General features: G+C 69.2%; 24 protein-coding genes. 10 read left to right on the forward strand and 14 right to left on the reverse strand.

Annotated features, from left to right (window positions below):
• The first annotated feature begins 22 nt into the window (after positions 1–22).
• Genes ACGFJ2_RS34625 through ACGFJ2_RS34635 form a run of 3 tightly spaced genes read left to right on the forward strand, consistent with a single transcriptional unit; the run spans position 23 to position 3,422 of the window.
• Entirely contained in the window at positions 23–1,294 is a 1,272-nt protein-coding gene (locus ACGFJ2_RS34625) for an MFS transporter (protein WP_357944050.1), read from the forward strand.
• Positions 1,291–2,289 carry an alpha/beta fold hydrolase gene (locus tag ACGFJ2_RS34630; RefSeq protein ID WP_393475467.1) on the forward strand — a complete coding sequence of 333 codons (999 nt, stop codon included), beginning with the start codon at positions 1,291–1,293 and terminating at the stop codon, positions 2,287–2,289. Before ACGFJ2_RS34625 ends, ACGFJ2_RS34630 begins: the two co-directional genes overlap by 4 nt.
• Positions 2,289–3,422, forward strand: a complete 1,134-nt coding sequence (locus ACGFJ2_RS34635; protein ID WP_393475470.1) for an alpha/beta hydrolase family protein — start codon at positions 2,289–2,291, stop codon at positions 3,420–3,422. Before ACGFJ2_RS34630 ends, ACGFJ2_RS34635 begins: the two co-directional genes overlap by 1 nt.
• Here the strand turns inward: ACGFJ2_RS34635 and ACGFJ2_RS34640 are convergent.
• Both ACGFJ2_RS34640 and ACGFJ2_RS34645 read right to left on the reverse strand, forming a co-directional pair.
• Positions 3,412–5,409 (reverse strand): glycosyltransferase family 2 protein, encoded by a 1,998-nt coding sequence (locus ACGFJ2_RS34640; protein ID WP_357944044.1) that lies wholly within the window; start codon positions 5,407–5,409, stop codon positions 3,412–3,414. The two genes, ACGFJ2_RS34635 and ACGFJ2_RS34640, sit on opposite strands and share 11 nt — an antisense overlap.
• 70 nt (positions 5,410–5,479) lie before the next feature.
• Positions 5,480–6,115, reverse strand: coding sequence for a lytic transglycosylase domain-containing protein (locus ACGFJ2_RS34645; protein ID WP_357944042.1), 636 nt, complete (start codon positions 6,113–6,115; stop codon positions 5,480–5,482).
• Between the two features lie 353 nt (positions 6,116–6,468).
• Here ACGFJ2_RS34645 and ACGFJ2_RS34650 point away from each other — a divergent pair, with 353 nt between their 5' ends.
• The 3 genes from ACGFJ2_RS34650 to ACGFJ2_RS34660 are packed head-to-tail and all read left to right on the forward strand — an operon-like array spanning position 6,469 to position 9,057.
• Positions 6,469–7,143: a response regulator transcription factor gene (locus ACGFJ2_RS34650; RefSeq protein WP_357944040.1), complete on the forward strand. Its 675-nt coding sequence runs from the start codon at positions 6,469–6,471 to the stop codon at positions 7,141–7,143.
• On the forward strand, positions 7,140–8,552 hold the full coding sequence (locus ACGFJ2_RS34655) for an ATP-binding protein (protein ID WP_393475475.1): 1,413 nt from the start codon (positions 7,140–7,142) through the stop codon (positions 8,550–8,552). The genes ACGFJ2_RS34650 and ACGFJ2_RS34655 overlap by 4 nt, the downstream gene beginning before the upstream one ends.
• Positions 8,545–9,057, forward strand: a complete 513-nt coding sequence (locus tag ACGFJ2_RS34660; protein ID WP_357944036.1) for a hypothetical protein — start codon at positions 8,545–8,547, stop codon at positions 9,055–9,057. The genes ACGFJ2_RS34655 and ACGFJ2_RS34660 overlap by 8 nt, the downstream gene beginning before the upstream one ends.
• A gap of 15 nt (positions 9,058–9,072) precedes the next feature.
• Here ACGFJ2_RS34660 and ACGFJ2_RS34665 read toward each other — a convergent pair whose 3' ends face one another.
• The 9 genes from ACGFJ2_RS34665 to ACGFJ2_RS34705 all read right to left on the reverse strand — a co-directional run bounded on the left by ACGFJ2_RS34665 (position 9,073) and on the right by ACGFJ2_RS34705 (position 18,023).
• Positions 9,073–10,392 (reverse strand): PhoH family protein, encoded by a 1,320-nt coding sequence (locus ACGFJ2_RS34665; protein WP_357944034.1) that lies wholly within the window; start codon positions 10,390–10,392, stop codon positions 9,073–9,075.
• Between the two features lie 207 nt (positions 10,393–10,599).
• The gene (locus ACGFJ2_RS34670) at positions 10,600–11,361 is read right to left on the reverse strand and encodes an isoprenyl transferase (RefSeq protein WP_214639665.1); all 762 of its coding nucleotides are present in this window, start codon (positions 11,359–11,361) and stop codon (positions 10,600–10,602) included.
• Positions 11,362–11,443: 82 nt separating this feature from the next.
• Complete coding sequence (locus ACGFJ2_RS34675) at positions 11,444–11,959, reverse strand: hypothetical protein (RefSeq protein WP_357944032.1); 516 nt, start codon at positions 11,957–11,959, stop codon at positions 11,444–11,446.
• Positions 11,960–11,978: 19 nt separating this feature from the next.
• Entirely contained in the window at positions 11,979–12,812 is an 834-nt protein-coding gene (locus tag ACGFJ2_RS34680; protein ID WP_393475480.1) for an amidohydrolase family protein, read from the reverse strand.
• A gap of 280 nt (positions 12,813–13,092) precedes the next feature.
• Positions 13,093–14,886, reverse strand: coding sequence for a phosphoenolpyruvate carboxykinase (GTP) (locus tag ACGFJ2_RS34685; protein ID WP_357944028.1), 1,794 nt, complete (start codon positions 14,884–14,886; stop codon positions 13,093–13,095).
• A 249-nt stretch (positions 14,887–15,135) separates the two neighbouring features.
• A complete protein-coding gene (locus ACGFJ2_RS34690; protein WP_357944027.1) occupies positions 15,136–15,657 on the reverse strand; it encodes a hypothetical protein in 522 nt (173 codons plus the stop codon).
• Between the two features lie 69 nt (positions 15,658–15,726).
• Positions 15,727–16,860: a C40 family peptidase gene (locus ACGFJ2_RS34695; RefSeq protein WP_393475484.1), complete on the reverse strand. Its 1,134-nt coding sequence runs from the start codon at positions 16,858–16,860 to the stop codon at positions 15,727–15,729.
• Between the two features lie 134 nt (positions 16,861–16,994).
• The gene (gene greA, locus ACGFJ2_RS34700; protein WP_225296428.1) at positions 16,995–17,495 is read right to left on the reverse strand and encodes a transcription elongation factor GreA; all 501 of its coding nucleotides are present in this window, start codon (positions 17,493–17,495) and stop codon (positions 16,995–16,997) included.
• 105 nt (positions 17,496–17,600) lie between these two features.
• On the reverse strand, positions 17,601–18,023 hold the full coding sequence (locus tag ACGFJ2_RS34705) for a DUF4307 domain-containing protein (protein ID WP_357944023.1): 423 nt from the start codon (positions 18,021–18,023) through the stop codon (positions 17,601–17,603).
• Between the two features lie 134 nt (positions 18,024–18,157).
• Here ACGFJ2_RS34705 and mca point away from each other — a divergent pair, with 134 nt between their 5' ends.
• The 3 genes from mca (at position 18,158) to ACGFJ2_RS34720 (ending at position 19,565) form a co-directional block, all read left to right on the forward strand.
• Complete coding sequence (gene mca, locus ACGFJ2_RS34710) at positions 18,158–19,042, forward strand: mycothiol conjugate amidase Mca (RefSeq protein WP_357944021.1); 885 nt, start codon at positions 18,158–18,160, stop codon at positions 19,040–19,042.
• Positions 19,043–19,106: 64 nt separating this feature from the next.
• A complete protein-coding gene (locus ACGFJ2_RS34715) occupies positions 19,107–19,271 on the forward strand; it encodes a hypothetical protein (RefSeq protein ID WP_357944019.1) in 165 nt (54 codons plus the stop codon).
• Entirely contained in the window at positions 19,272–19,565 is a 294-nt protein-coding gene (locus tag ACGFJ2_RS34720; RefSeq protein ID WP_357944017.1) for a GNAT family N-acetyltransferase, read from the forward strand.
• A 9-nt stretch (positions 19,566–19,574) separates the two neighbouring features.
• Here ACGFJ2_RS34720 and ACGFJ2_RS34725 read toward each other — a convergent pair whose 3' ends face one another.
• Both ACGFJ2_RS34725 and ACGFJ2_RS34730 read right to left on the reverse strand, forming a co-directional pair.
• Positions 19,575–20,726: a hypothetical protein gene (locus ACGFJ2_RS34725; protein WP_393475490.1), complete on the reverse strand. Its 1,152-nt coding sequence runs from the start codon at positions 20,724–20,726 to the stop codon at positions 19,575–19,577.
• Positions 20,727–20,834: 108 nt separating this feature from the next.
• Complete coding sequence (locus ACGFJ2_RS34730) at positions 20,835–21,188, reverse strand: Uma2 family endonuclease (RefSeq protein WP_393476284.1); 354 nt, start codon at positions 21,186–21,188, stop codon at positions 20,835–20,837.
• 142 nt (positions 21,189–21,330) lie between these two features.
• On the opposite strand from ACGFJ2_RS34730, the gene ACGFJ2_RS34735 reads away from it, so the two are divergent.
• Positions 21,331–23,301, forward strand: coding sequence for a thioredoxin domain-containing protein (locus ACGFJ2_RS34735; RefSeq protein ID WP_393475493.1), 1,971 nt, complete (start codon positions 21,331–21,333; stop codon positions 23,299–23,301).
• 56 nt (positions 23,302–23,357) lie between these two features.
• Here ACGFJ2_RS34735 and ACGFJ2_RS34740 read toward each other — a convergent pair whose 3' ends face one another.
• The gene (locus tag ACGFJ2_RS34740) at positions 23,358–25,484 is read right to left on the reverse strand and encodes a transglycosylase domain-containing protein (RefSeq protein WP_393475496.1); all 2,127 of its coding nucleotides are present in this window, start codon (positions 25,482–25,484) and stop codon (positions 23,358–23,360) included.
• Positions 25,485–25,495 lie beyond the last annotated feature (11 nt).

Below are 25,495 nucleotides of genomic sequence, written 5' to 3' on the forward strand. Positions count from 1 at the left end.
GGTCACTCCCTAGCGTGACGGCATGGCCACTTCCATCAAGAAGATCGTCGCCGCGAGCCTGATCGGCACCACCATCGAGTGGTACGACTTCTTCCTGTACGGCTCGGCAGCCGCCCTCGTCTTCAACAAGCTCTTCTTCCCCACCGCCGACCCCCTGACCGGGACGCTCCTCGCGTTCCTCACCTACGCCGTCGGGTTCGTCGCCCGCCCGCTCGGCGGCCTGATCTTCGGCCACTTCGGCGACCGGCTCGGCCGCAAGCAGTTGCTGGTGGTCAGCCTGCTGCTGATGGGCGCCGCCACGTTCCTTATCGGCTGCCTGCCGACGTACGCGGGCGTGGGCGCCGCCGCGCCGCTGCTGCTGACCCTGCTCCGGCTGGTGCAGGGCTTCGCGCTGGGCGGCGAGTGGGGCGGCGCGGTGCTGATCGTCTCCGAGCACGGCGACGCGGCGCGGCGCGGCTTCTGGGCCTCCTGGCCGCAGGCCGGCGCGCCGGGCGGCAACCTGCTGGCCACCGGCGTACTGGCGGTGCTGGCCGCCACGCAGTCGGACGAGGCGTTCCTGGCGTGGGGCTGGCGGGTGCCGTTCCTGCTGTCGGGCGTGCTGGTGCTGATCGGCCTGTGGATCCGGCTGTCGATCAGCGAGTCGCCGGTGTTCCAGCAGGCCGAGCCCGAGGAGACCGCGCCGATCATCGGGGTGCTGCGCCACCACTGGCGTGACGTCGTCGTCGCGATCGGCGCGCGGCTGGCCGAGAACATCTCGTTCTACCTGCTCACGGTCTTCGTCATCACCTACGCGAAAGCGAACAAGATCGAGAACACCACCGTGCTCAACGCCGTGCTGATCGCCTCGGCCATCCACTTCGTCACGATCCCGATGTGGGGCGCGCTGTCGGACCGGATCGGCCGCCGCCCGATGTACCTGGCCGGGGCGGCCGGCATCGGACTGTGGATCTTCGCGTTCTTCCCGCTCGTCGACACCGGCAACTTCCTGGCGATCACGCTGGCCATCACCGTGGGCCTGCTCTTCCACGGCATGATGTACGGCCCGCAGGCGGCCTTCTTCGCCGAACTGTTCGGCACCAGGATGCGCTACACCGGAGTGTCGATCGGCGCCCAGCTGTCGGCCATCGTGGCCGGGGCGCTGGCCCCGATCATCGCGGTCGCGCTGTTGAAGAGCTACGGCAGCGGCCTGCCGATCTCCGTCTACCTCGGCCTGGCGGCCGTCCTCACCCTGGTCGCCGTCTACGCCGCCAGGGAGACCCAGGGCCGCGACCTGGCGGAGAAGGTGAACGCGTGAAGGTCACCACGCCCCGGCTCACCCAGCACGTCCTGACCGTGGCGGGCCGGGACAGCGGCGAGCCCGTGCTGTTCGTGCACGGCAACGTCTCCTCCGGCGCGTTCTGGCGGGACACCATGGCCGCGCTGCCCGAGGCGTACCGGCCGCTCGCGGTGGACCTGCGCGGGTTCGGCGAGACCGACCCCGAGCCCGTGGACGCCACGCGAGGCCTGCGCGACTACTCCGACGATCTGAGCGAGCTGATCGACCGGCTGGACCTGGAGCGGGTTCACCTGGTCGGCTGGAGCATGGGCGGCGGCATCGTCCTGCGGCTGCTGCGCGACCGTCCCGGCACGGTCAGGAGCGTCACGCTGGTCAACCCCGTCTCGCCGTACGGCTACGGCGGCACGGAGGGCGCGGACGGCCGGCTCACCCACGCGGACGGCACCGGAGCGGGTGCCGGGGCCGCCAACCCCGACTTCGTGTCCCGCCTCAAGGCGGGCGACATGACGGACGAATCCCCCACGTCCCCTCGCTCGGTGTTCCGGACCACGTATGTGAAGAACCCGGTCCCCGACGAGGACTTCTACGTCCGCTCCATGCTCACCACCCGCGTCGGCGAGGCCCACTACCCGGGCGACCCCGCCGGCTCGGCGCAGTGGCCGGGCGTGGCGCCGGGCAAGCACGGCGTGCTCAACGCCCTGGCCCCCACCCATTTCCGGCTCGACGACCTGCACGAGATCGACCCCAAGCCGCCCATCCTGTGGATCAGGGGCGCCGACGACGTGATCGTCTCCGACACCTCGCTGTTCGACCTGGCCCACCTCGGCCAGTTGGGCGTGGTGCCCGGCTCGCCCGGCACCACCGCGCAGCCCATGGTGACCCAGACCAGGGCCGTGCTCGACCGCTACGGCCGCTACCGGGAGGCCGTGCTGACGGAGTGCGGCCACAGCCCACACCTGGAGCGTCCCGCCGACTTCCAGCGCCTGCTGGCCGACCATCTCGCGGAGTCCTGATGTTCGTCGCGTTAACCCTGGTGGCCGCCCTGCTGACACCCGCCCAAAGCGGCATCACGGTGCCGGGCGCCGAGCACACCATCAGCGCCCGGCTCGACGACCTGACCACGGCGGGCACCGTCGGTACGGGCCACACCGATCCGGCCGACTGGGCCGGGCTGCACTCGGCGGCCACCGTCAACCCCACCGGCGTCCCCGGCGTCCAGATCGACGGCTACTTCCCCGACACCTCGGCCACCAACACCAACCACGGCTGGAACCACGACTCCCAGTTCGTCATCAGACTCCCCGAGAACTGGAACGGCGGCCTGGTCGTCACCGGCACCCCGGGCAACAGGGAGCAGTACGCCAACGACTTCACGATCTCCGACTGGGTCCTGTCGAAGGGCTACGCGTTCGCCGCCACGGACAAGGGCAACACCGGCCTGGAGTTCTACGCCGACGGCCGCCGCCCGGGAGACGCGATCGCCGAGTGGAACGAGCGCGTCACCCAGCTCACGGTCGCCGCCAAGGCCGTCGTCAGACAGCGGTACGGCCGCCAGCCCCGGCGCACGTTCATGGCCGGCATCTCCAACGGCGGCTACCTCGTCCGCTGGCAGCTGGAGAACCGCGGTTGGCTCTACGACGGCGGCGTCGACTGGGAGGGCACGCTCTGGCGGGTCAAGGGCGACAACCTGCTCAACTTCCTGCCCGAGGCGCTGAAGGGGTCTCCGGAGCAGGCCGGCTTCGCCGCAGGCTCGGAGTTCCTGTGGCCCTTCCACCGGCAGTACTACTGGGAGCTCACCCAGCGGCTCTACCAGAAGGAGCTCGACCCCTCCTACGAGGGCGCACCGGCGGACTACGACTACGACGCGCGCAAGCCGTACGCGGCCGTCGCCAAGATCGCGTTGACCGGCCGGATCACCAAGCCGCTCATCACCATCCACGGCACACTCGACTCGCTGCTGCCGATCTCGCGTGACTCCGACGTCTACGCCAAGATGGTCGGCCCGCACCGGCCGTTCCGCTATCACCGGGTCGAGGGCGGCAATCACCTCGACAGCCTGGTGGACGTCTACCCCGACAAGCTGAAGCCGATGCTGCCGGTCTTCAGAGACTCCTTCACCGAGCTGGAGGACTGGGTCAGTCCCTGAGGTAGCGATGCCTGCCCGCGCGCGCCAGCCGGACGATGTGCCGCGCGCCGGGCAGGCGCCGGCCGATCCGGTGCAGCAGCGTGTCCGTGCCCATCGCCGAGCGCCGCTCGGGGTCGACGGCGGCCGACGGCCGCACCTCGATCCTGCCCCTGCGCACCTCCAGCCCGAACCGCAGGCCGATCTCGTCGTCGGCGGTACGCAGCGACGAGAGCCAGGCCCCGGGGCCGAGGCTGTCCTTTCCCGGCATCATCCGCTTGACCGGCACCTTGGCCACCAACTGGCCGGCGATCTTGCCCGGCACCCCCGGCTCTACCAGCGCGGGCGCGCTCACCTCGCGTGGCCGCCGCGCGGTGTTGCGCAGCACCAGCTCCAGCGCGGGACCGCCGCTCGGCGGCACGTACGGCACGGGCAGCACGACGTACAGGTGCCCCTCCTGCCGCCGGATGATCACACCGGGCGACACCAGCGCGATCGACTCCGAGAACGAGCGCGGCTCGACGGCCAGCCCGAGCTCGCCCGCGTCGCTCCAGCAGGGCACCACCAGGCGCATCCTGGGCCGCTGGGCGAGCACGCCGAGGCAGTTCAGCGGGCCGTCCGGGCGGCGGACCCGGCTCCTGGCCTGGTGCGCGCCGCCGAACATGCGGACGTGCACCTCCCACTGGCCGGCCTTGAGCGGCTCGCCGTGCGCCGCGGCCGTCACGTCGACCCTGGCCTCGCCGACGATCCGCACGCGGACGTGGCGGCGCCCGTCCTGGACCCGTTCGACCCGGTAGGCGACCGGCAGGTAGTGGATGACGCTCGTCTCGCTGTGCCGTACGTACACCTCGATGCGGGCCCGCTCGATGGCGGCGGTGACGTCCAGGACGCTGTCGGGCAGCAGCCTGGCGTCGACCGATCGGGGTGGCTGCCAGAGCAGCCGCTCGCCGTCCGTACGGAATCTGGTGGGCCACCCGTCACCGCCCAGGACCTCCACGGACAGGCCGAGCACCAGCACCTGAGCGTCCCAGCGGACTTCGCTCAGGTCCGCCCGCAGCCCGGCCCGCCCGGAGGAGTTGGCCAGGACGACGAGCTGGTCCAGCCGTCCGGTACGGACGAAGGTGGCCACGGCCCGCAGCTGGACCGGCAGGTAGCGGTCGAGGCGCTCGGGGAAGCTGTCGAGCACGAGCTGCCTGATCAACCTGAAGTGCATGCCCCGGTCCACGGACGAGGCGAAGAACCGGCTGCTCAGCAACGGTTTGAGCACGGTGGTGCGCAGCCAGTGGCCGTACATGCGGTCGCGCTGGCGCCCGTCGCTCACGTAGGCGTCGATGTCGGCGAGCAGGATCCGCAGCTCGGCCACGGTGGTGCGCGGGTCCTCCACGACCTCCTCGCGCTCGCCGATGTGGCAGCAGATCTGATCGGCCAGCACGGCGACGACCTTGGCCTGCAGGTAGGCCCGTACGGCGAATGCCTGCTCGGCCACCTGCCCGCCGGGCACGGCGAAGCCCAGCTCGTGCTCCTCCAGGAAGGCGCGGCGGTAGAGCTTGTGCGGGGTGAGCAGGCTGAGCAGCCGGTCGCGCAGGATGTCGGCCCGTCCCCTGCTGCGCACGAACGCGGTCACCGGCGGCCCCACGTCCCGCACCAGGCGGCCGACCAGCACGTCGGCGTCGGTCTCCACGGCCCGCTCGTGCATGCTCAGCAGGGCGCCGCGCTCCAGCCGGTCGCCCTGGTCCATCAGGTAGATGTAGTCGCCCTTGGCGGCGGCCATGCCGACGTTGCGTCCTCGCATCGGTGAGCCGGTGTGTGGCAGGTGCAGCACTCGGACGTTCCTGCGGACCGCGGCGACCGTGTCGAGCCGCTCCGCGATCCCGTCCATGGAACCGTCGTCCACGAAGATCACTTCATAGTCGTCCGCGGGCATGCTCTGCTCCAGGACGGAGCGGATGCACGCGTCGGCGCGGCTTCCCGGGTTGTGGACATTAACGATCACACTGACCTTCACACCCATGTGGTCAGCGTGCGCCGACCTATCTCATGGGGCGCGGCGGCTTGCCGATTGCAGAAGAAAAGATGGCTCGTTAATACCATCCACTGGCCTGCGAGTGCCCCCAGGCGCCGCAGGGCGTGCCGTAGCGGCCCTTGATGTAGCCGAGACCCCACTTGATCTGCGTGGCCGCGTTGGTCTGCCAGTCGCCGCCTGCGCTGGCCATCTTGCTGCCGGGCAGGGACTGCGGGATGCCGTAGGCGCCGGAGTAGCGGTTCATGGCCCGCTCGTTCCAGCCGCTCTCCTTCTGCCAGAGCCGCTCCAGGCAGCCCCACTGGTCGGCGCCGAAGCCCGCCCCGGCCAACATCTGCTTGGCGACGGCCTTGTTACTGCCCGGCGAGGGGTTGCTGCCCGGCGGGAAGTCGGCGGGCGGGAACCCGTCGCCGCCCGGTGACTTCTTCTTGACCACGATCCAGTCGAGGTCGTCGGCCTTGCCGCCCTGGCGGCTCTCCTTGAGCTTGCGCGCCTGGTACGCCTTGACCCCCGCCTCCTTGAGCGCGTCGCTCTCGGGGTCGGGCGCGTAGAGGTCGCCGCTGGCGATCCGGCCGAAGTCCTCCGCCGAGATGGGCGTGGGCGGCGTGTTGGCGTTCTGGATCGCTCGGTAGGCGACGAAGGCACCGCCGCCACAGACGACCACGACGGACAACCCGATGACCACCACGCGCTTCACTGTCCGCGAGGACGAACGGGCCGGTCGACGTGCCGAGCGGGGGGTTTCCGGCGCGGGGCGCTCACTCAACTGCGGACCAGGGCTCACGACCCATGAGCTTGCCCTGTCATGGGGGGTGGTTCGCAACCGAAACGGGATATCCGATTGGCGCCACATTTACTAACGGGCTGGTTGGCGCACAGATTTACCAGCGGTGTGATTTTCGTCACATCATCCGGCCCGCCCTTCGGGCGCCCGTCACCGAAGGGAGGGCCGCTTCTAGCGTGCCTGGCGTTGTTTTGGGTCTTGTGCGCGCCATGTCACAGTTTCATGACAGAACGCAGATAGTCGCAGCTGGGAAGAATAATGTCCGCGTGGCTGGCATCCTCCTCGTCGAAGACGACCCCTCCGTCCGCACGGCTCTAGAGCTGGCGCTGACCAGGCAGGGGCACTCCGTCACCTCGTACGCGACCGGCGAGGAAGCCCTCGAGCACGTCAGGTCCCGCCGCCCCGAGATCGCGATCCTCGACGTCATGCTGCCCGGCATGGACGGGGTCGAGGTGTGCCGGCGCATCCGCCGGCTCGACCAGCTCCCGGTCATCCTGCTCACCGCGCGCGGCGACGACCTGGACGTGGTGGTCGGGCTGGAGGCCGGCGCCGACGACTACGTGGTCAAACCGGTCGAACCCCGGGTCCTGGACGCCCGCATCCGCGCCATCCTGCGCCGGGCCGAGTCCGCCGCCTCCGACCGGATCTCCTTCGGCGACCTCATGATCGACCGGGGCGCGCTGAAGGTCACGCTGGACAGCAAGGAGATCCACCTGACGCCGACCGAGCTGCGGCTGCTGCTGGAGCTCGTACGGCATCCCGGCCAGGTGCTCAACCGTCGCTACCTGCTGCGGGCCGTCTGGGACCACACGCACGTGGCCGACTCGCGCCTGGTCGACGCCTGCGTGCAGCGGGTACGCGCGAAGATCGAGCCGAGACCGGCGGAGCCGGTGTTCATCCACACCGTGCGCGGGTTCGGTTACCGGTTCAGCCCTCCGTGATCCCGCTGCCCACCGGGCTGCGCGCGCGCCTGGTCATCACGTTCACCCTGGTCGCCGTCACCGCCTCCTTCCTCGTCGCCACCATCGGTTTCGAGCTGGCCAAGTCGGCGCTCATCAAACGGGCCGAGGACACCTCCATCGACCTGGTGACCAGGGAACTGGGCCGCATCACCTTCCCGGTCGGCACGCTCCGGCAGGGCGAGGCCCCGCCCACCACCAAGAACCTGGAGAACGTCGCCCAGTCCCTCAACGGCCCCGGCCGCAGCGTCGTCGTCGAGTACAAGAACCTGGCCTACGCCGAAGGCCCGCTCAACATGAACGACGTGCCCAACGAGCTGTACGGCCGCGCCAAGCGGAACGTCGTCACCCAGCGCACCCTCATCCACGACGAGCTCTGGCTCATCGTCGGCGCCGAGGTCTACCGCAGCACCGACGCCGGACCCGAGGCCACCGGCCTGCGGGCCTTCGTGTTCTTCCCGCTGCGCGACGACGAGCGCCAGCTGTCCACGCTCAGGGGCAAGCTCACCCAGGGCGGCGTGGTCATCCTGATGATCGCCCTGGTCGTGGCCTTGCTGTCGGCCAGGCAGGTGCTGCTGCCCGTCAGGCGGCTCAGCGCCGCCGCGCAGGCGCTCGGTCAGGGCCGCCTGGACACGCGCCTGCCCGTACACGGTCAGGACGAGCTGGCCGAGCTCACCTCCAGGTTCAACGACGCGGCGGCGGCGCTGGAGCTCAGCGTGTCGGAGCTGCGCGCGCTGGAGGCGCTGTCGCGCCGCTTCGTCGCCGACGTCTCGCACGAGCTGCGCACCCCGCTCACCGCGATGACCGCCGTGGCCGACATGCTCTCCGAGGAGGCCGAGCGGCTGCCCAGCGAGCCCGCGGAGGCGGTACGCCTGGTGCTGCGGGAGATCGAGCGGCTGCGCGGCCTGGTCGAGCACCTCATCGAGATCAGCCGCTTCGACGCGGGCACGGCGACGCTCAACCTGGAACCGGTCAACGTGTGCGACGCCATCCACGACTGCCTGGAGGTACGCGGCTGGAGCGAGCAGGTGGAGGTGCACACCTCCCGCATCCTGACGGTCAATCTCGACCCGAGGAGGTTCGACGTCATCGTGGCCAACCTCGTCGGCAACGCGCTCAAGCACGGACTGCCGCCGGTGGTGGTCAACGCCAGGGCCACCAAGAACGGGCTGGAGGTCAAGGTACGCGACCACGGCAAGGGCATCCCGGTCGAGGCGATGCCCCATGTGTTCGACCGCTTCTTCAAGGCCGGCGCGGGGCGGGCGCGCAGCCAGGGCAGCGGTCTCGGTCTGGCCATCGCGCGGGCCAACGTACACCTGCACGGCGGCACCATCTCGGTGCGCCGGCAGGAGCCGGGCACGCTCTTCACGGTCTGGCTGCCTCATGGCTGACCGTCGGGCCCTCGTAGCCGCGCTCCTCGCTCTCTTCGCGGTGGCCGCCTGCGGCATCTCCCCCACGGACGTCGAGGAACGTGCCGCGCCGCCGGTCATCGAGGTGCCGCCGCCGTCGAAGACCATCTACCTGCTCAAGAACGGCAAGCTGACACTGGAGCCCGCCGACGTCGACTCCGACACGGTCAGCAGCCTGCTCACCGCCCTGTTCGACGCCTCCGGGATGCCGCTCGGCGACCGGGACACCGCCCTGCGCGGCTTCACCTTCGAGCGCATCGAGGACTCGCTGAACCCCATCCAGCGCGACGAGGTCCAGCTGCCGCGCACCTCGACGCTGACCGTCTTCATCAGGGGCGAGGGCACGCTGAGCAAACTGGCCAAGGCCCAGATCGTCTGTACGGCCCAGCAGGACGCCGCGTTCGAGCAGGTCAAGATCGTCCACCAGTACCCGGACGACCGCCCCTCCAAGACGGAGGGACGGTTCATCTGCGGCGACCTGAAGTGACCTACCTGAAGGGCCTTACAGGGTGATGTCCTCCAGCATCTCGGTCACCAGTGCGGCGATCGGCGAGCGCTCCGACCTGGTCAGCGTCACGTGCGCGAACAGCGGATGGCCCTTCAGCTTCTCCACCACCGCCACGACACCGTCGTGCCGGCCGACCCGCAGGTTGTCACGCTGGGCGATGTCGTGGGTGAGCACCACCCGGGAGTTGGCGCCGATCCTGCTCAGCACGGTCAGCAGCACCCCGCGCTCCAGCGACTGCGCCTCGTCCACGATCACGAACGCGTCGTGCAGCGACCGGCCGCGGATGTGCGTGAGCGGCAGCACCTCCAGCATGCCGCGGTCGAGCACCTCCTCGATCACCTCGGGCGAGCTGACCGCGCCCAGGGTGTCGAAGACCGCCTGGGCCCACGGGCCCATCTTCTCGCCCTCGGAGCCGGGCAGGTAGCCGAGCTCCTGGCCGCCGACGGCGTACAGGGGGCGGAAGACGACGACCTTGCGGTGCTGGCGGCGCTCCAGCACGGCCTCCAGGCCCGCGCAGAGTGCCAGCGCCGACTTGCCGGTGCCCGCGCGCCCGCCCAGCGAGACGATCCCGATCTCCGGGTCCATCAGCAGGTCGAGCGCGATGCGCTGCTCCGCGGAGCGGCCGTGCAGGCCGAACACCTCCCGGTCGCCACGCACCAGCCGCACCGACTTGTCCGGCAGCACGCGGCCGAGTGCCGAGCCCTTGGCCGACAGCATCCGCAGGCCTGTGTGCGTCGGCAGGTCTCTGGCCTCCTCCAGATCCGCCGTGCCGTGCTCGAAGAGCGTTCCCACATCCTCCGTGGTCACCTGGACCTCGGCCATCCCGGTCCAGCCCGACTCGACCACCAGCTCGGCGCGGTATTCCTCCGCGGACAAGCCGATCGAGGCGGCCTTGACCCTCATGGGCAGATCCTTGGAGACCAGCACGACATCGCAGCCCTCGGCGGCGAGCGAGCGCGCCACGGTCAGGATGCGGGTGTCATTGTCGCCAAGGCGGAACCCGACGGGCAAGATGGATGGATCACTGTGGTTGAGCTCAACCCTGATCGTGCCGTCTCCCGTGGGCATCGGCTCGTCCAGCCGGCCGTACTGAACTCGTAGATCGTCGAGGTAGCGCAAAGCTTTCCTCGCGAAATAGCCGAGTTCGGGGTGGTGTCGCTTGCCCTCCAGTTCGGTGATGACCACGATCGGGAGGACCACGTCGTGCTCAGCGAACCGGGTCATGGCCGCCGGGTCCGCTAGCAGGACCGAGGTGTCCAGCACGTACGTGCGCTTGGCCGGGTTGATCGAAGGGTTGCTCGAGGACACTGCCACACGTTCTCCCCCGGGCGCCCATCGAAACGGGCACCCTGCAGACGAGGTGGGAACCGGACCGGACCCGCGTCCCCGACCAAGACCTGTCGGCGGCGCCGGATTCCGGCCCCCCGCGGCAGGTGTTGGTGCAAAGGCGGGCCCTCTCCGGAGTGTCCGGCCTGTGACCGGACACTTATCACGTTACGTCCTGGATACCCAGTTGTCCCGTCAGGAACCGTAACGTCGGTGTCTCGCGGCGTAGTCGCGCAGCGCCCGCAGGAAGTCCACCCTGCGGAAGTCGGGCCAGTATGCCTCATGGAAGTAGAACTCTGAGTGAGCGCTCTGCCACAGCATGAAGCCCGACAGGCGTTGCTCGCCTGAGGTCCGGATGAGAAGATCCGGGTCGGGTTGGCCGCGAGTGTAGAGATGCTCCGCGATGTGCTCGACATCGAGTACCTCGACGAGGTCCTCGATGCTGGCACCCTTGCTGGCGTGCTCCTGGAGGAGTGAGCGCACCGCATCGGCAATCTCACGCCTTCCTCCATACCCAACTGCAACGTTCACAATCAGGCCGGGACGGTGCGATGTGACTTCTTTTGCGTTTTTGAGGACATTCGCCGTCCGGTCGGGGAGCAGATCCAGCGCGCCGACCGGGCTGATCCGCCAGCCCGCCTCCACCAGCTCCCGCGTCACGTCCTCGATGATGCGCAGGAGCGGCTCCAGCTCCTCGCTCGGCCGGTTGAGGTTGTCGTTGGACAGCATCCAGATGGTGACCACCTCGACGCCGGTCTCGCGGCACCAGGTGACCAGCTCGGCTATCTTGTCGGCACCCTTGCGGTGACCACTCGCGACATCACGCATGCCCATGGCCCGCGCCCAGCGCCGGTTGCCGTCGATGATGACCCCGACGTGCCGGGGGACGCTGTCCTTCGACAGCTTGGTCTCCAGCCGGTGCTCGTACAGCCGGTAGACCAGATCGCGCAGGCCCACGGAGTCCTCCCCATCGGTGCCGTGCCTATGGTCGAATGACCCAACAGGCAATTATCACCGCGTTTCACCCCCGCCTGCCCCCTCAACCGGAATCCCGGCCGCCCAGGCAGTCCTCCGCCTCGTCGACCAGACCGTGTACGAACGCGGCCAACTCGGACGATGTCAGGACCGCCCGCATCCCCACGCCGCTGGAGCCCCAGGCTTCGACGTAGGCCCTGCGGGTCACCCGCCACTCGCCCTGGGCGGGTAGCCAGATGGGGATGGTCCTGAGCTGGCAGCGTAGCTCCCCGCCGTTCACCGCGCCGGACCTCGCGCGATATCGGAACGAGAACAGCTCGCTCCCGCCTTCGTCGCCGGGAAACCTGTCATCAGGATCCGGCCATTTGCCCGCTTCGCCCTGCTCCTGCTCCTCGCGTGCCCGGCTGACGCCGCGCGCCAGCCGTTCCAGCAGCCAGCCGCAGCGCTCGCCCACGATCCCGTACGGCGCGCCGTCGCGGCGGAGTTCCAGGGTGATCTCGTACGGCATGCCGACGCTGTCCGTGCACGCGACGGGCGTGACGGTCAGGTATGAGCCGTCAACACAGCGGAGTCCTCCCATGTCAAGAGGGTATCCCCCGTCAAACCCCGGCAAACCCGTAGAAATACCCAGCTGTGCCACCGAATACCTGGTCGCGATCTGTGCCGCCGAGCAGGGCCGTGGCCACCTCCCAGACCGTCCGGTAGTCGGCCGCCAGCAGGGCCACAGGCCAGTCGCTGCCGTACATCAGCCGCTCGGGCCCGAACGCCTCCACCGCGTGCTCCACGTACGGCCTGAGGTCCTCCACAGTCCACTCCTGGTGGTCCGCCTCGGTGACCAATCCCGAGACCTTGGCGTACACGTTGGGGCACGCGGCGGCCCGGGTGAGCTGGGCGGCCCACGGCTCCCACTCGTGGTCCTTGATCCGCGGCTTGGACAGGTGGTCGATGACGATCTTCAGGTTCGGATGCCGCTCGGCGAGGGTGACGACGTGGTCGAGGTGGCGCGGCAGCAACGACGGCACATCGAGGGTCAGACCGGCCTCGGCCAGCAGTCCCAGCGACTCCAGGACGCGGTCTCGGACCACCCAGTCGGGGTCGGGCTCGTCGTGGATGAGGTGGCGGACACCGGCAAACTTCGGATGTCTCCCGTAGCGGTCGATGGCCGCCGCGGCCTCCTCCGGGCGCTCCAGCGGCACCCAGCCGACGACCGCGGCGATGAAGTCGTGCGCCTCGGCCTGGGCCAGCATGGCGTCGGTGTCCTCGTAGCAGTCGGCCGCCTGCACCAGGACCGTGGCTTCTATGCCGGTGGCGGCGAGCTCCGGCTGGAGGTCCTCGGGGGCGTAGGTGCGGTGCAGGGGGCCTAGGTCGGGGGTCAGCCAGGTGTACCAGCCGGTCTCGACATTCCAGAAATGCTGGTGCGCATCCACTATCACCCGGCAAACCTAGGATGTCTGGATTATCAGATCAAGAGGCAGCAGCCATGCGGTCGCCCGGCCTGACGCGCGACTGAGCGCGCCGCCCGCCCTGACGCCCGACTGAGCGCGCCGCCCGGCCGGACGCCCGACTGAGCGCGCCGCCCGGCCGGACGCCCGACTGAGCGCGCCGCCCGGCCGGACGCCCGACTGAGCGCGCCGGCCGTCTTCGTGACGGCCGGCGCGGTCGGTGCCGATTGGTTCCGGTGGCTGCCGGTTGGCGCAGATCGGTTCCGGTGGGTCAGCTCAGCCGGTCGAGGAGGGCGTTGTACTCCTCCCACAGCTCCTTGGGCAGGTGCGAGCCGAACTTGTCGAAGTGGGCCGGGATCAGCGCCGCCTCCTCCCGCCACACCTCGCGGTCGACCGTGAGCAGCGTACGCAGGTCCTCTTCCGCCAGGTCCAGGCCCTCGACGTCGAGCGCGTCCGGCAGCAGGCCGATCGGGCTGGACACGGCCTCGGCCTCGCCGTTGAGCCGGTCCACGATCCACTTGAGCACGCGGCTGTTCTCGCCGAAGCCGGGCCAGATGAACTTGCCGTCGGCGTTCTTGCGGAACCAGTTCACGTAGTAGATGCGCGGCAGCCTGGCGTTCTTGCGGCGGCCGATCTCCAGCCAGTGGGCGAAGTAGTCGCCCATGTTGTAGCCGCAGAACGGCAGCATCGCGAACGGGTCGTGACGCAGCTCACCGACCTTGCCCTCGGCGGCGGCGGTCTTCTCGGAGGCGACGTTGGCTCCGAGGAAGACGCCGTGCTCCCAGCTCAGCGACTCGGTGACCAGCGGCACCGCGGTGGCGCGGCGGCCGCCGAACAGGATCGCCGAAATGGGCACGCCCTTGGGGTCCTGCCATTCGGGGGCGATGGTCGGGCACTGCGCGGCGGGGGTGGTGAAGCGCGCGTTCGGATGGGCGGCGGGCTCGTCGGACTCCGGCGTCCACGAGCGGCCCTTCCAGTCGGTCAGGTGCGCGGGCGGCTCGGCGGTGAGCCCCTCCCACCACACGTCCCCGTCGTCGGTCAGCGCGACGTTGGTGAAGATGCTGTTGCCCCAGAGCGTCTTGACCGCGTTGGCGTTGGTGACCTCGCCGGTGCCGGGCGCGACGCCGAAGAAGCCGGCCTCGGGGTTGATGGCGTAGAGGCGGCCGTCGTCGCCGAACCGCATCCAGGCGATGTCGTCACCGACCGTCTCGACCTTCCAGCCGGGGATCGTCGGCTGGAGCATGGCGAGGTTGGTCTTGCCGCAGGCGCTCGGGAACGCGGCCGCGATGTAGCGGGTCTCGCCCGAGGGCGGGGTCAGCTTGAGGATGAGCATGTGCTCGGCCAGCCAGCCCTCGTCGCGGGCCATGACGCTGGCGATGCGCAGGGCGTAGCACTTCTTGCCGAGCAGCGCGTTGCCGCCATAGCCGGAGCCGTAGGACCAGATCTCGCGGCTCTCCGGGAAGTGGCTGATGTACTTGGTCGAGCTGCACGGCCACGGCACGTCCTCCTGGCCGTCAGCCAGCGGCGCGCCGACGGAGTGGACGGCCTTGACGAACTCGCCGCGCTCCTCGATCAGGCGCAGCGCCCGCTCCCCCATGCGGGTCATGACCCGCATGGAGACGGCCACGTACGGCGAGTCGGTGATCTCGACGCCGAGCTGGGAGATCTCCCCGCCCAGCGGGCCCATGCAGAACGGCACGACGTACATGGTCCGGCCGCGCATGCTGCCGGCGAACAGCTTGTCGAACGTCCGGCGCATCTCGGCGGGCGCGACCCAGTTGTTCGTCGGCCCGGCGTCCTCCTCGCGCTCGGAGCAGATGAACGTGCGGTCCTCGACCCGGGCCACGTCGGTCGGGTCGGACTTGGCGTAGAAACTGTTGGGCCGCTTGGCCAGGCGCGTGAACGTGCCCTGCTCGACGAGCAGGTTGGTCAGGCGCGTCCACTCCTCCTCCGAGCCATCGCACCACTCGATCCGGTCGGGCTGGGTCAATGCGGCGATCTGGTTCACCCAGGCGACCAATTCGGCATTGCTCGTCGGGGCGGGTACTTCCACGGAAACGGACACGGCGGCGGCTCCTCCACTCTTCAGGGCCCAAACATCATTCACGACGACGGCGCGAAAAAGCCAATTGGCATAGACCTATGCCTGGATCCGGCCGTCGCCGCAGGCTGCGGCCTCGATGATTGGGGGAGCCTACCCCGAAGAAGCGGTTTCAAAAGAAAGCGACTCGCTCCCTGCCGGCGAATGGAGTTGGTCTAAACCAATTTCGCAAGAGGTTTAGTCCATTCGCCGGAGAGTTTCTCCTGCGTACTCTCAGGAATTGACGTCCGGCCCGGCGGAGCGAACTCGGTCGACGTGTTGCAGCGCGTCTCGCAGTTCGGACAGCCAGGTGTCGGTGTTCTTTCCGACCAGTCGTACGCACCAGGCCAGCGCGTCACTGCGGCTGCGGGCCACACCCGCGGCGACGAGCGTGTCGAGCACCTGGCGTTCCTGCTGTCGCAGGCGTGTCATGACGGGCACCGAAAGAGTGGTGAACATCACAGTGGTGTCGCCGCAGACGACCCCCCAGGACACCTTCTGCCGGAACCGCCGCTCCGCCTCCTTGGCGATCTCGATGCGGCGCTCGCGCGTCTCTTCCCTGAACCGTCCGATGAGCCCCTCGATCAGGGCCGCCCGCTCGGCGTCCGATCCCTCGGAGCTGGGCTCCGGCAGCGTGCCGAGCACCGCGATCTCCTCGCGGTCCCGGACGATCTCCGGCGCCTCGGTAAACCATTCCTCGGGCAACCGCCCGGTGAACCAGCCCTTGATCTGGGCCGCTGCTTCGTCACTTGCCATGTAATTAGAATTACACGGTTGCGGGGAAAAAGCACGTACGGAAGGGCTGTCTATTGATGAATGAAGCCGTCAGCGAACGCGGGCCGCGAGCGTCGGGCTGACCCTGACGATCCCGGCCAGGTTCCGGGTGCTCATCGGGGCGATCTTGACCACGTCGCCGGTGCGCGGGGCCACCACCATCTTGCCGTCGCCCCAGTAGATCGCCACGTGCGAGATGTAGCCGGGATTGGTCGGGTCCAGGCGCCAGAAGATCAGGTCACCTGGCTGGATCTGGGCGAGGGGCACCTGCGGCCCGGCCATCCATTGCTGGTGCGTCACCCGCGGCATGCGCACGCCCGCCTGCGCGAAGGCCCACTGGACCAGGCCCGAGCAGTCGAACGTGTCAGGGCCTTCCGCGCCCCACACGTACGGCCTGCCCAGCTTGGTGGCGGCGGCCCTGAGCGCGACGGTGATCTGCTCGCCGCTCATGAACGAGCCGGCCGCCCAGGTACGGGCCTTGGCCTGCGCGGGAGGCAGCACCGGGTTGACCATGGCCGTCTGTGTGCCCTTGGGCAGCACCTTGAGCAGGGCCTTGCGCAGCTTGTCGGAGTTGGCCTTGGGCGCGCTCACGATCAGCGCGTTGTCGCGCGGCAGGCCGAGCGTGCGTCCGACCTCGCGGGAGACGACGGCGTCGACCGCCCCGAAGCCGGTCGTGGCATAGGCCCCGATGCGCAGCGGCCCGGCGGGCCCGCGCACCCGGCTGTGCAGACTGAGGCCCCCGTCGCTGCCGAGCACGAACGAGACCGCCACGTCACCGGCCGCCACGTTGTTCCACAGCGCGTCGGAGGCCGCCGTGACCTTCGGCGTGTAGGCGCGGAAGGTGGAGGGGTCGACCGCGAGCGTCTGCACCCGCTTGTCGTCGAGCATGATCGAGGCCGCGTCGGCGAGTTCGAGCGCGGTCACCCCTCGCAGCCGCGCCACCTTGCGCAGCAGTTCGTTGGTCAGCGGCTTGCGGGTGACCACGAAGAGGTTGGGCTTGTGTAATTGGCCCAGCGGCTTCACCGGCTGCGCGGTCTTGCCGGCCTCGGCCGCCAGGGTCTGCTGGGGCACGGGGCGATACTGCGGTCGTACGGCGGCCGCGGGCAGCTGGCCGCCCACCTGCCGCTGGCCCACCTGCGCGAGCAGCAGCAGGTCGACGGTCAGCACCGCGACGAGCGAAACCACGATGAACGGGACCAGCTTGTGGTGGTCACGCCGCTTCCTGGAGCGGACCAGGAAGCTGAGATCCTGCCGGATACCGGAGGAACGCGAAAAATCCGCCGGACCGTCGTGGGCCCGGCGGGTTGTGTCTTCGGAAGTCAGTTGCCGATGTACGGAACGGCCTCGAGGATCTCGACGGTGTTCTGGCGACCGTTGGGCATGGAGTAGGTCGCCTTTTCGCCGATCTTTTTACCATTGATCGCCGCGCCAAGGGGCGATTTCGGCGAGTACACGTCGATCGGGGCGCCGCTCTCCTCACGGGACGCCAGCAGGAAGGTCACCTCATCGTCGTCACGGACGAACCGGATCGTCACGGTCATGCCGGGGCCGACGACCCCTTCGGTCTTCGGTGCCTCTCCCACCTGGGCGTTGTCGATGATCTGCCGGAGGTGGAAGATGCGGGCCTCCATCTTGCCCTGCTCATCCTTGGCCGCGTGATAGCCGCCGTTCTCCTTCAGGTCACCTTCCTCACGGGCGGCCTCGATCTTCTTGGCGATGTCGACGCGCCCTGGGCCCGAGAGGTATTCATACTCCGCCTTGAGACGGTCGTACGCCTCCTGCGTCAGCCATGTGACGTTCTCATCGCGAGAGTCGGCCACGGGTTCTCCTTGCTTGCCTAGGGGGCCCTGAGATCACTAGAGGTTGCGTGCGGTTGAATTGCGAAAGGCTAACAACTCAACAGCTCGTACGCTTCCTCAAACGTCTCATTCTACGAGATTGCAGTACTGGATGTGGACGGACGTGGCCTGGGCACTCGTGTCCAGGCGCTCCTTGAGCTGCTTAGTACCCCCACCAGCCGGAATTCTTACTTCCCTGCTGCCCACTTCTGCGTGGTTGACATCTGTGGCCCTGATACGACATACGGCGACCCGGTCGGCCGGCTTGCTCACCTCGAAGGTGATCTCGGCCTCGTCCGGGCGATTGGCCTGGAACGACACCACCTGGGGGATGGCCCCGGTGTTGCCGCCGGTCATCGACCACATCACGTAGCCCCAGCCACCTGCGATGATGGCCACCAGCACGCCGATGACGACGTGCACGACGAAGCGGCCCCGGCGCTCAGGACGGTCGGGGAAGTCGTCGGGTGTGCCGAGAACTGGACGGCTCTCGACATCTTCGGTGGCCATGGCGGAATCTCCCTGCACTCCCTCAGCGTTATCCGAGACAATTGTTCCCTGCGGGGGTCACGCCCTCGCGACCGCCCAGCTGAACCTAACCTCTCTGGGCAAGTGATCGGTCCAACTGAGGAGACATCGAGCCCGTGAGTGCACCGTTGAGGCTGATGGCCGTCCACGCCCACCCCGACGACGAGTCGAGCAAGGGCGCCGCCACGATGGCGCGCTACGTCCGTGAAGGCGTTGACGTGCTGGTTTGTACGCTCACGGGCGGTGAGCGAGGCTCTGTGCTCAACCCCAAGATGGACCGGCCGGAGATCGTCGACAACATCGGCGAGGTCCGCAAAGCGGAGATGGCCCGCGCGCGGGAGATTCTTGGAGTTCAGCAGGAGTTCATGGGCTTCGTCGACTCCGGCCTGCCGGAGAACGAGGAGGAGGAGCTGCCCGAGGGCTGCTTCGCGGTGCAGAAGCTCGAAGACGCCTCCGCGCCCCTTGTGGCCGCCGTGCGCGCGTTCAGGCCGCACGTCATCGTCACGTACGACGACGACGGTGGCTACCCGCACCCCGACCACATCATGACCAACCGGGTCTCGGTGGAGGCGTTCGAGGCGGCCGGCGACCCCGACCGCTACCCGGGCACCGGCGACCCGTGGCAGCCGCTGAAGCTTTACTACCAAATGGGCTTCACCAAGGAGCGGTTCGAGGCGCTGCACGACGCGATGACCTCGCGCGGCATGGGCTCCCCCTACTCCGACTGGATCTCCCGCTGGGAGGACCGGCCCGCCAAGTGGCCGGTGACGACCCGGGTGCCCTGCGCCGACTACTTCGAGCTGCGCGACGAGGCGCTGCTCGCGCACGCCACCCAGGTGGACCCCGACGGCTTCTGGTTCGTCTGCCCGCGCGAGCTCCAGCAGGAGATCTGGCCGACCGAGGACTACCACCTGGCGCGCTCCCTGGTCGACACCGAGCTGCCGGAAGACGATCTGTTCGCCGGAATCCACGCCGACGAGGTCTCCGCCGCCTGCCACTGACCCGAATCCACGCCTGCCGCCTGCCACTGACCGGAGCATGACCCCCCGGTGGCAGACTGGAGGAGTGATAACTCTCGCAGCGGGTGATGTGAGTCCGGGCCTGCTCGGCTTCGTCGTCGTCGCCCTCATCGGGGTCGCCCTGTACGTCCTGATCAAATCGATGAACAAGCAGATGTCGAAGATCCAGGTGCCCCGGGCGGCCGACATCGACGACAAGAAGGCCGAATAGATGCCGGTCGAAATAGTCGACAACGTGGCGGAGAGCCGGTTCGAGATTCTCGTGGACGGCACGGTCGCCGGGTTCGCCGACTACCGTCTGCTGCCCACGAAGATCGTCTTCACGCACACCGAGGTGCTGCCCGAGCATGAGGGGCAGGGCCTGGCGGGCAAGCTGGTCGGGCACGCGCTCGACGCGAGCAGGGACACCGGCCTGCGGGTGGTGCCCCTCTGCCCGTACGTCGGCAAGTACATCGAGCGCCACCCCCAGTACAAGGACCTGGTCGACGGCTCAGCCGCGGAGTGACCAGGCGCGTCAGTCGCCAGGGGACCACGCGCGTTCGAGGGCCTTGGGCAGGCCCCACCAGCCCAGCGGGGTGAGCACGTCCTCGGTGTCGACGATGCCCAGATAGCCCCACAAGGTGACCACCGGCACGAACAGCCGCTCGGTCGCGTCGAGGTCGTCGGCGTCCTGGTCGTCGATGTCGATGTCCTCCGACTCGGCGATGAGCCGGGCCAGCCGCTCGGGCGAGGCGAGCACGCCAGGCCCCAGCCTGGTCAGGGCCGCCACCGCGGCCAGCCAGTCGGCGTGCTGGATGGCGCACAGGTTGGCCAGCACGGTGTCCTCGTGGCTGAGGTCGCCGTCGAGGTCCGCGAACTCCTCCAGGCTGTCGCCGGCCTCCGACAGGTCGGAGATGGGCCCGGCGATGCCGGCCGCCACCGACAGCCAGAGCTCGCCGTCGTCCTCGGGTATCGGCCGGTCGTCGAGCCCGGCGCAGGCCCGCAGCACGTTCGCCGGATAGCCGGGCAGGCCGAGCAGCTCACGTAGCAGTGTCCCGGCCCGTCGCAGCTCGTCGGCGGGCAGCTCGGGCGGCTTGGGCAGCTCGCCGACGATCCGCCGCAGCTCGGCCAGCGCGAACGCCTCCTCCTCGTCCCAGGCGGCGAACAGCTCCTCGTCCTGCTCGTCACTGACCGCGAACCCGGGCACCCGGCCGTCGGGCTGCGGCTCGCTCAGCCAGCGCTCCTGAAGCTCCTCGTACGTCCTGCGGGCCCCCGAGTCACCGGCGACCAGCGCGTCGGGATCGATCTCCCCCGCGCTGACGCGTTCCTCCAGATACCGCACGAGCAGCGAGAACATCTCCTCGGCCACCGGCCCGCGCTCGTCCTCCTCCGGCCAGACGAAGTAGCCGGGCGTCATCAGCATGGGCTCGGTGCCGGTCGACTCGACCCAGCGCTGCACGTCGCCGACCGTGGCGACACCCGACTCGATCGCGCCCAGTGTCGCCCTGGCCGACTCCCAGAACGCCAGGGAGAGCGGGTTGCCCGCGGCCATCAACGCGCGCCGCAGGTCGGGCAGCGCCACCAGCGCCACCCCGGAGGGCACGGCGAGCAAGGCGCGGGCCACGTCCCTGCGGGTGAGGGCGGCGGCGGGGCGGCCGGCATGCGTGCACACGAAGTCCAGATCCACGCTCCGTAACTTACGCCCCCACCATCCCCACCACACGCGTGTACGCGTGACCGATCTCCGTCGGCCTGTGCCGGCTGTTGATGATGCCGCCCAAGCGAATGCTGGTTGTCAGGTGGCTCCCAGATCCACGGTGACGGAGAAGGGGGCGGCAGTCTTGATCACTCCGGTGAACATTTCGCCGTCCCTGTAGGCATTGGTGGCCGGGTCGAGAACGTAGGTGTAGATGATGGGGACACCGGTTGCGGCCTGTTCGATACGCCAGTAGAAGGGGATGCTGGCCTTGGCGTACTGGTCCACCTTCACGATTCGGTCGGTGGTCTCTGAGCCGGGCGATACGACCTCGACTACCAGGAGTACGTGTTCGGGGCGGGTGGGCGTGAGGTCGATGGTCTCCGCCCGGTAGACGATGACGTCCGGACGGCGGTTGGTGAGGTGTGTGCCTCCTTCGAGGAGCCTCGACAGTTCAGCGCTGCCGAGCTCAGTTTACTGTCTGCGATGCCGAGGCGCCTGATCTCGGAAGAGCGCGATTGCCTTGCCGACTGAGCGGGGCGGAGCCCGTGCGGGGCCTCACCGACGGGATGGGCATTGTGAGAGGCTGAATCGTATGAACCGGCTAGCTGATGCAACGTCGCCGTATCTGCTTCAGCACGCTGACAATCCGGTCGACTGGTGGCCCTGGACGCCGGAGGCGTTCGAGGAAGCGCGACGGCGCGATGTACCCGTTCTGCTGTCGGTCGGCTACTCTGCGTGCCACTGGTGTCACGTGATGGCGCACGAGAGTTTCGAGGACGCCGACACCGCGCGGCTGATGAACGCGCACTTCGTCAACATCAAAGTGGACCGCGAGGAGCGGCCCGACGTCGACGCCGTCTACATGAGCGCCACCCAGGCCATGATCCACCAAGGCGGCTGGCCGATGACGGTGTTCGCCACGCCCGAGGGCCATCCCTTCTACTGCGGCACCTACTTCCCGCGGCTCCAGTTCCAGCGGCTGCTGCGTGGTGTGCGCGACGCGTGGGCCGGTGACCGGGCGAGCGTGACCGAGCAGGGGTCGAAGGTGGTCGAGGCGCTCAACGCGCACACGACGCTGCCCACCGGGCCGCTGCCCGGCGAGGAGACGCTGGCGCTGGCCGTACGGAATCTGCGGGAGTCGTTCGACAAGGTCCGCGGCGGGTTCGGCGGCGCGCCCAAGTTCCCGCCGTCGATGGTGCTGGAGTTCCTGCTGCGCTCCGGCGAGACCGAGATGAGCGGCCGCACGCTGGAGTCGATGGCGCGCGGCGGGATGTACGACCAGCTCGGCGGCGGATTCGCGCGCTACAGCGTCGACGCGGGCTGGGTGGTGCCGCACTTCGAGAAGATGCTGTACGACAACGCGCTGCTGCTGCGGGTCTACACGCACTGGTGGAAGGCGAGCCGGGCGCCCCTCGCCCGGCGGGTGGCGCTGGAGACGGCCGAGTGGCTGCTGCGTGAGCTGCGTACCACCGAGGGCGGTTTCGCCTCGGCGCTCGACGCCGACAGTGAGGGCGAGGAGGGCCGGTTCTACGTCTGGACGCCGGAGCAGCTGCGTGAGGTGCTCGGCGAGGAGGACGGGGACTGGGCCACGCGGCTCTTCGAGGTGCGGGGGACGTTCGAGCACGGCACGTCGGTGCTGCAGCTGCTCACCGACCCTGACGCGGATGATGCGGGGCGGTTCGACGACGTACGGGCGCGGTTGCTCGCCGCCAGGGAGCGGCGGGTCCGGCCGGGTCGTGACGACAAGGTCGTGGCCTCGTGGAACGGCCTGGCCATCGCCGCCCTGGCGGAGACCGGCACGGTGTTCGACCGGCCGGACCTGGTGGCGGCCGCCCGGCGGGCGGCGGAGCTGCTCGAAGACGTGCACATGGACGGCGGCAGGTTGCTGCGGACCTCGCGCGACGGGCGGGCGGGCCGCAACGCCGGAGTCCTGGAGGACTACGCGAACCTGGCCGAGGGGCTGATCGCCCTCTACGGCGTGACCGGGGAGACGCGCTGGCACCGGCTGGCGGGCTCGCTGCTCGACACCGTGCTCGACCGGTTCGAGGACGGCGAGGGCGGGTTCTACGACACGGCCGACGACGCCGAACGGCTGTTCCAGCGGCCACAGGATCCCACCGACAACGCGACCCCGTCGGGACAGTACGCCGCCGCCGGGGCGCTGCTGTCCTACTCGGCGCTGACGGGGTCCACACGGCACCGTGAGGCCGCCTACGCTGCGCTGGGCACGGTGTCCGTGCTGGCCACCGGGCACGCGCGGTTCGCCGGCTGGGGGCTGACCGTGGCGCGGGCGGCGCTCAGTGGTCCCGTCGAAGTGGCGGTCGTCGGGCCGATGGACGATCCGCGTACGCGGGCGCTGCACCGCGAGGCGCTGCTGGCCGACGTTCCCGGTCTGGTGGTCGCGCTGGGCGACGGCGAAGGAGTGCCCCCGGGCGGGCCCGAGCTGCTGGAAGGCCGCGGACCGGTCGGCGGCGCCCCCGCCGCGTACGTGTGCCGGGGCTTCACCTGCCGGATGCCCGTCACCACACCCGAGGAGCTGCGGGCCGAACTAGCCGACCGATGACCGGCCCAGCCGGCCGACGATCGGCCTAGCCGGCCCATGACCGGCTCAGCCGAGGCCTAGCCGACCGGTGATCGGCCGGTGTCGCTCCACCGGCCGGTGTTGTTCTCGTCGGGGCCGGTCGTGGGGACGTCCGGTTCGCCGGTGGGCGGGCCGCCGGTGTCGTTCTGCCGGGGCGGGTCCTGCTGCGTGTCGGGGCCCTGCGTGGTGGGCTGCTCCGTGCTCGGCTGCTCGGTGACCTCAGGAGTGGGCGAGGACCACGGGTCGGGTACCTGGGTGTGCTGCGGTTCCTGCGGCATGTCCTGGCGCTGGTCGGTGCGGCCCCAGTCGTCGGAGCCATAGCCGTAGTCCGACGGCTCGGGGAACTCCATGACCGGCTTGCCCGCCATGGCCTCGGTCATGAACGCCCGCCAGATCTGCGCGGGCAACTGGCCGCCGAACTGCACCCCGTAGCCGGGGATCTCCACCGGCTTGTTGTCCTCGCGGAACATGTCGACCGCGACGGCCAGTTGCGGCGTGAAGCCGTTGAACCAGACCGCCTGGGAGTTGTCCGTGGTGCCCGTCTTGCCGGCCACCGGACGGTCGTACAGCCTGGCCGCGGTGCCGGTGCCGTACCTGACGACCTGCTGCATCGCGTACGTGGTGTCGGCGGCGGCCTGCTCGCTGACCACCTGGGTGGACGCGCCCTTGATCACGTTCTTCTTGCTGCCGGGGGCGGTCACCGACTTCACGACGTGCGCCTCCATGTGGACGCCCTTGTTGGCGAAAGAGGAGAAGCCGGAGGCGTTCTGCACGGCGCTCAGCGAGGCGACGCCGAGCGGGAACGTGGCGGCCGACTCGTGCTGCTTGAGCTGCGCCTCCGGGATGCCCGCCGCGACCGCGGTGGCGGCCACCTTGTCGAGACCGACCTTCTGGCCGAGGTCGACGAAGGCGGTGTTGACGGAGTTCTGGGTGGCGCTGATCAGGTTGATCTCGCCGTACGAGCGGTCGCTGTCGTTGGGGATGGGCTTGCTGGCCGAGGCCACGCGCATCGGCGAGTTGCCGTTGACCCTGGTGGACAGGTCGAAGCCGTTGTTGAGCGCGGCGGCCAGCGTGTACGGCTTGAACGTGGAGCCGGCCATCACCTTGGCCGAGAAGGCGTTGTCGTAGTACTCGGAGCGGTCGGGGCGGCCGCCGTAGAAGGCGACGACCTCGCCGGTGGCCGGATCGACGGCCGCCAGCCCGGTGCGGACCTTCTTGGGCGTCGAGTCGGGCAGCACGGTCTTGACCGCGTTCTCGGCCGCGAGCATGAGCTTCTTGTCGAACGTCGTGACGATTCTCAGCCCGCCGCCGTTGATGTCCTCGTCGGTGTAGCCGCGCCGGTTGAGCTCGGCGGTGACCTGGTCGAGCATGTACTGGGCCTGGCCCTTGAGCTCGAACGGCTTCTTCGGCGCCTTGAGCGCCGGGAACGTCTGGGCGGCGGCCTGCTCGGCGGTGAGCTTGCCCGTCTGCCGCATGGCGTCGATCACGGCCTGCCAGCGGGCCTCGGCGGCGTCGAGGTCGGCGCCCTTGGGGTCGGCGAAGCGGCTGGGCTGCTGGATCACCGCGGCCAGGTAGGCGCCCTCGGCCACGCTCAGCTTGCCGACATCCTTGCCGAAGTACGCCTGCGCGGCCGCCTGGGCGCCGTTGGCGCCGCGGCCGAAGTAGATCGTGTTGAGGTACTGCTCAAGGACCCAGTCCTTGGACTTGGACTGGTCGACCTTGATGGAGATCATGATCTCCTTGAACTTGCGGGTGATGGACCGTTCCTGGCTGAGGCCGCTGTAGTAGTTGCGGACCAGCTGCTGGGTGATGGTCGAGCCGCCCTGGAGCTGCTGCCCGGAGATGGTGGACCACACGGCTCGCGCGGTGCCTTTGACCGAGACGCCGCCGTCTTGGTAGAAGGAGCGGTTCTCCGCTGCTATCACCGCGTCACGTACGTGCTGGGGAACCTTGTCCAGCGGAACGTTCCTGCGGTCGATGCCCTTCTTGGCGAGCACGCTCTTGCCGTCGCGGTAGTAGATCACCGACCCCTGGGCCGTGGCGTCCTTCTGGGTGCTGTCGGGGATCGGGGTCATCGCCCACGCGACGGCGAAAAGCCCTATGGCCAAGAGGATCCCGGCGCCGAAAACGATCAACAGCCGTTTAAGGATTCGCCGCTTTCGCATGCCTTTTTCAC

The sequence above is a fragment of the Nonomuraea sp. NPDC049028 genome (assembly GCF_043197735.1).
In the GTDB taxonomy this organism is placed as follows: domain Bacteria; phylum Actinomycetota; class Actinomycetes; order Streptosporangiales; family Streptosporangiaceae; genus Nonomuraea.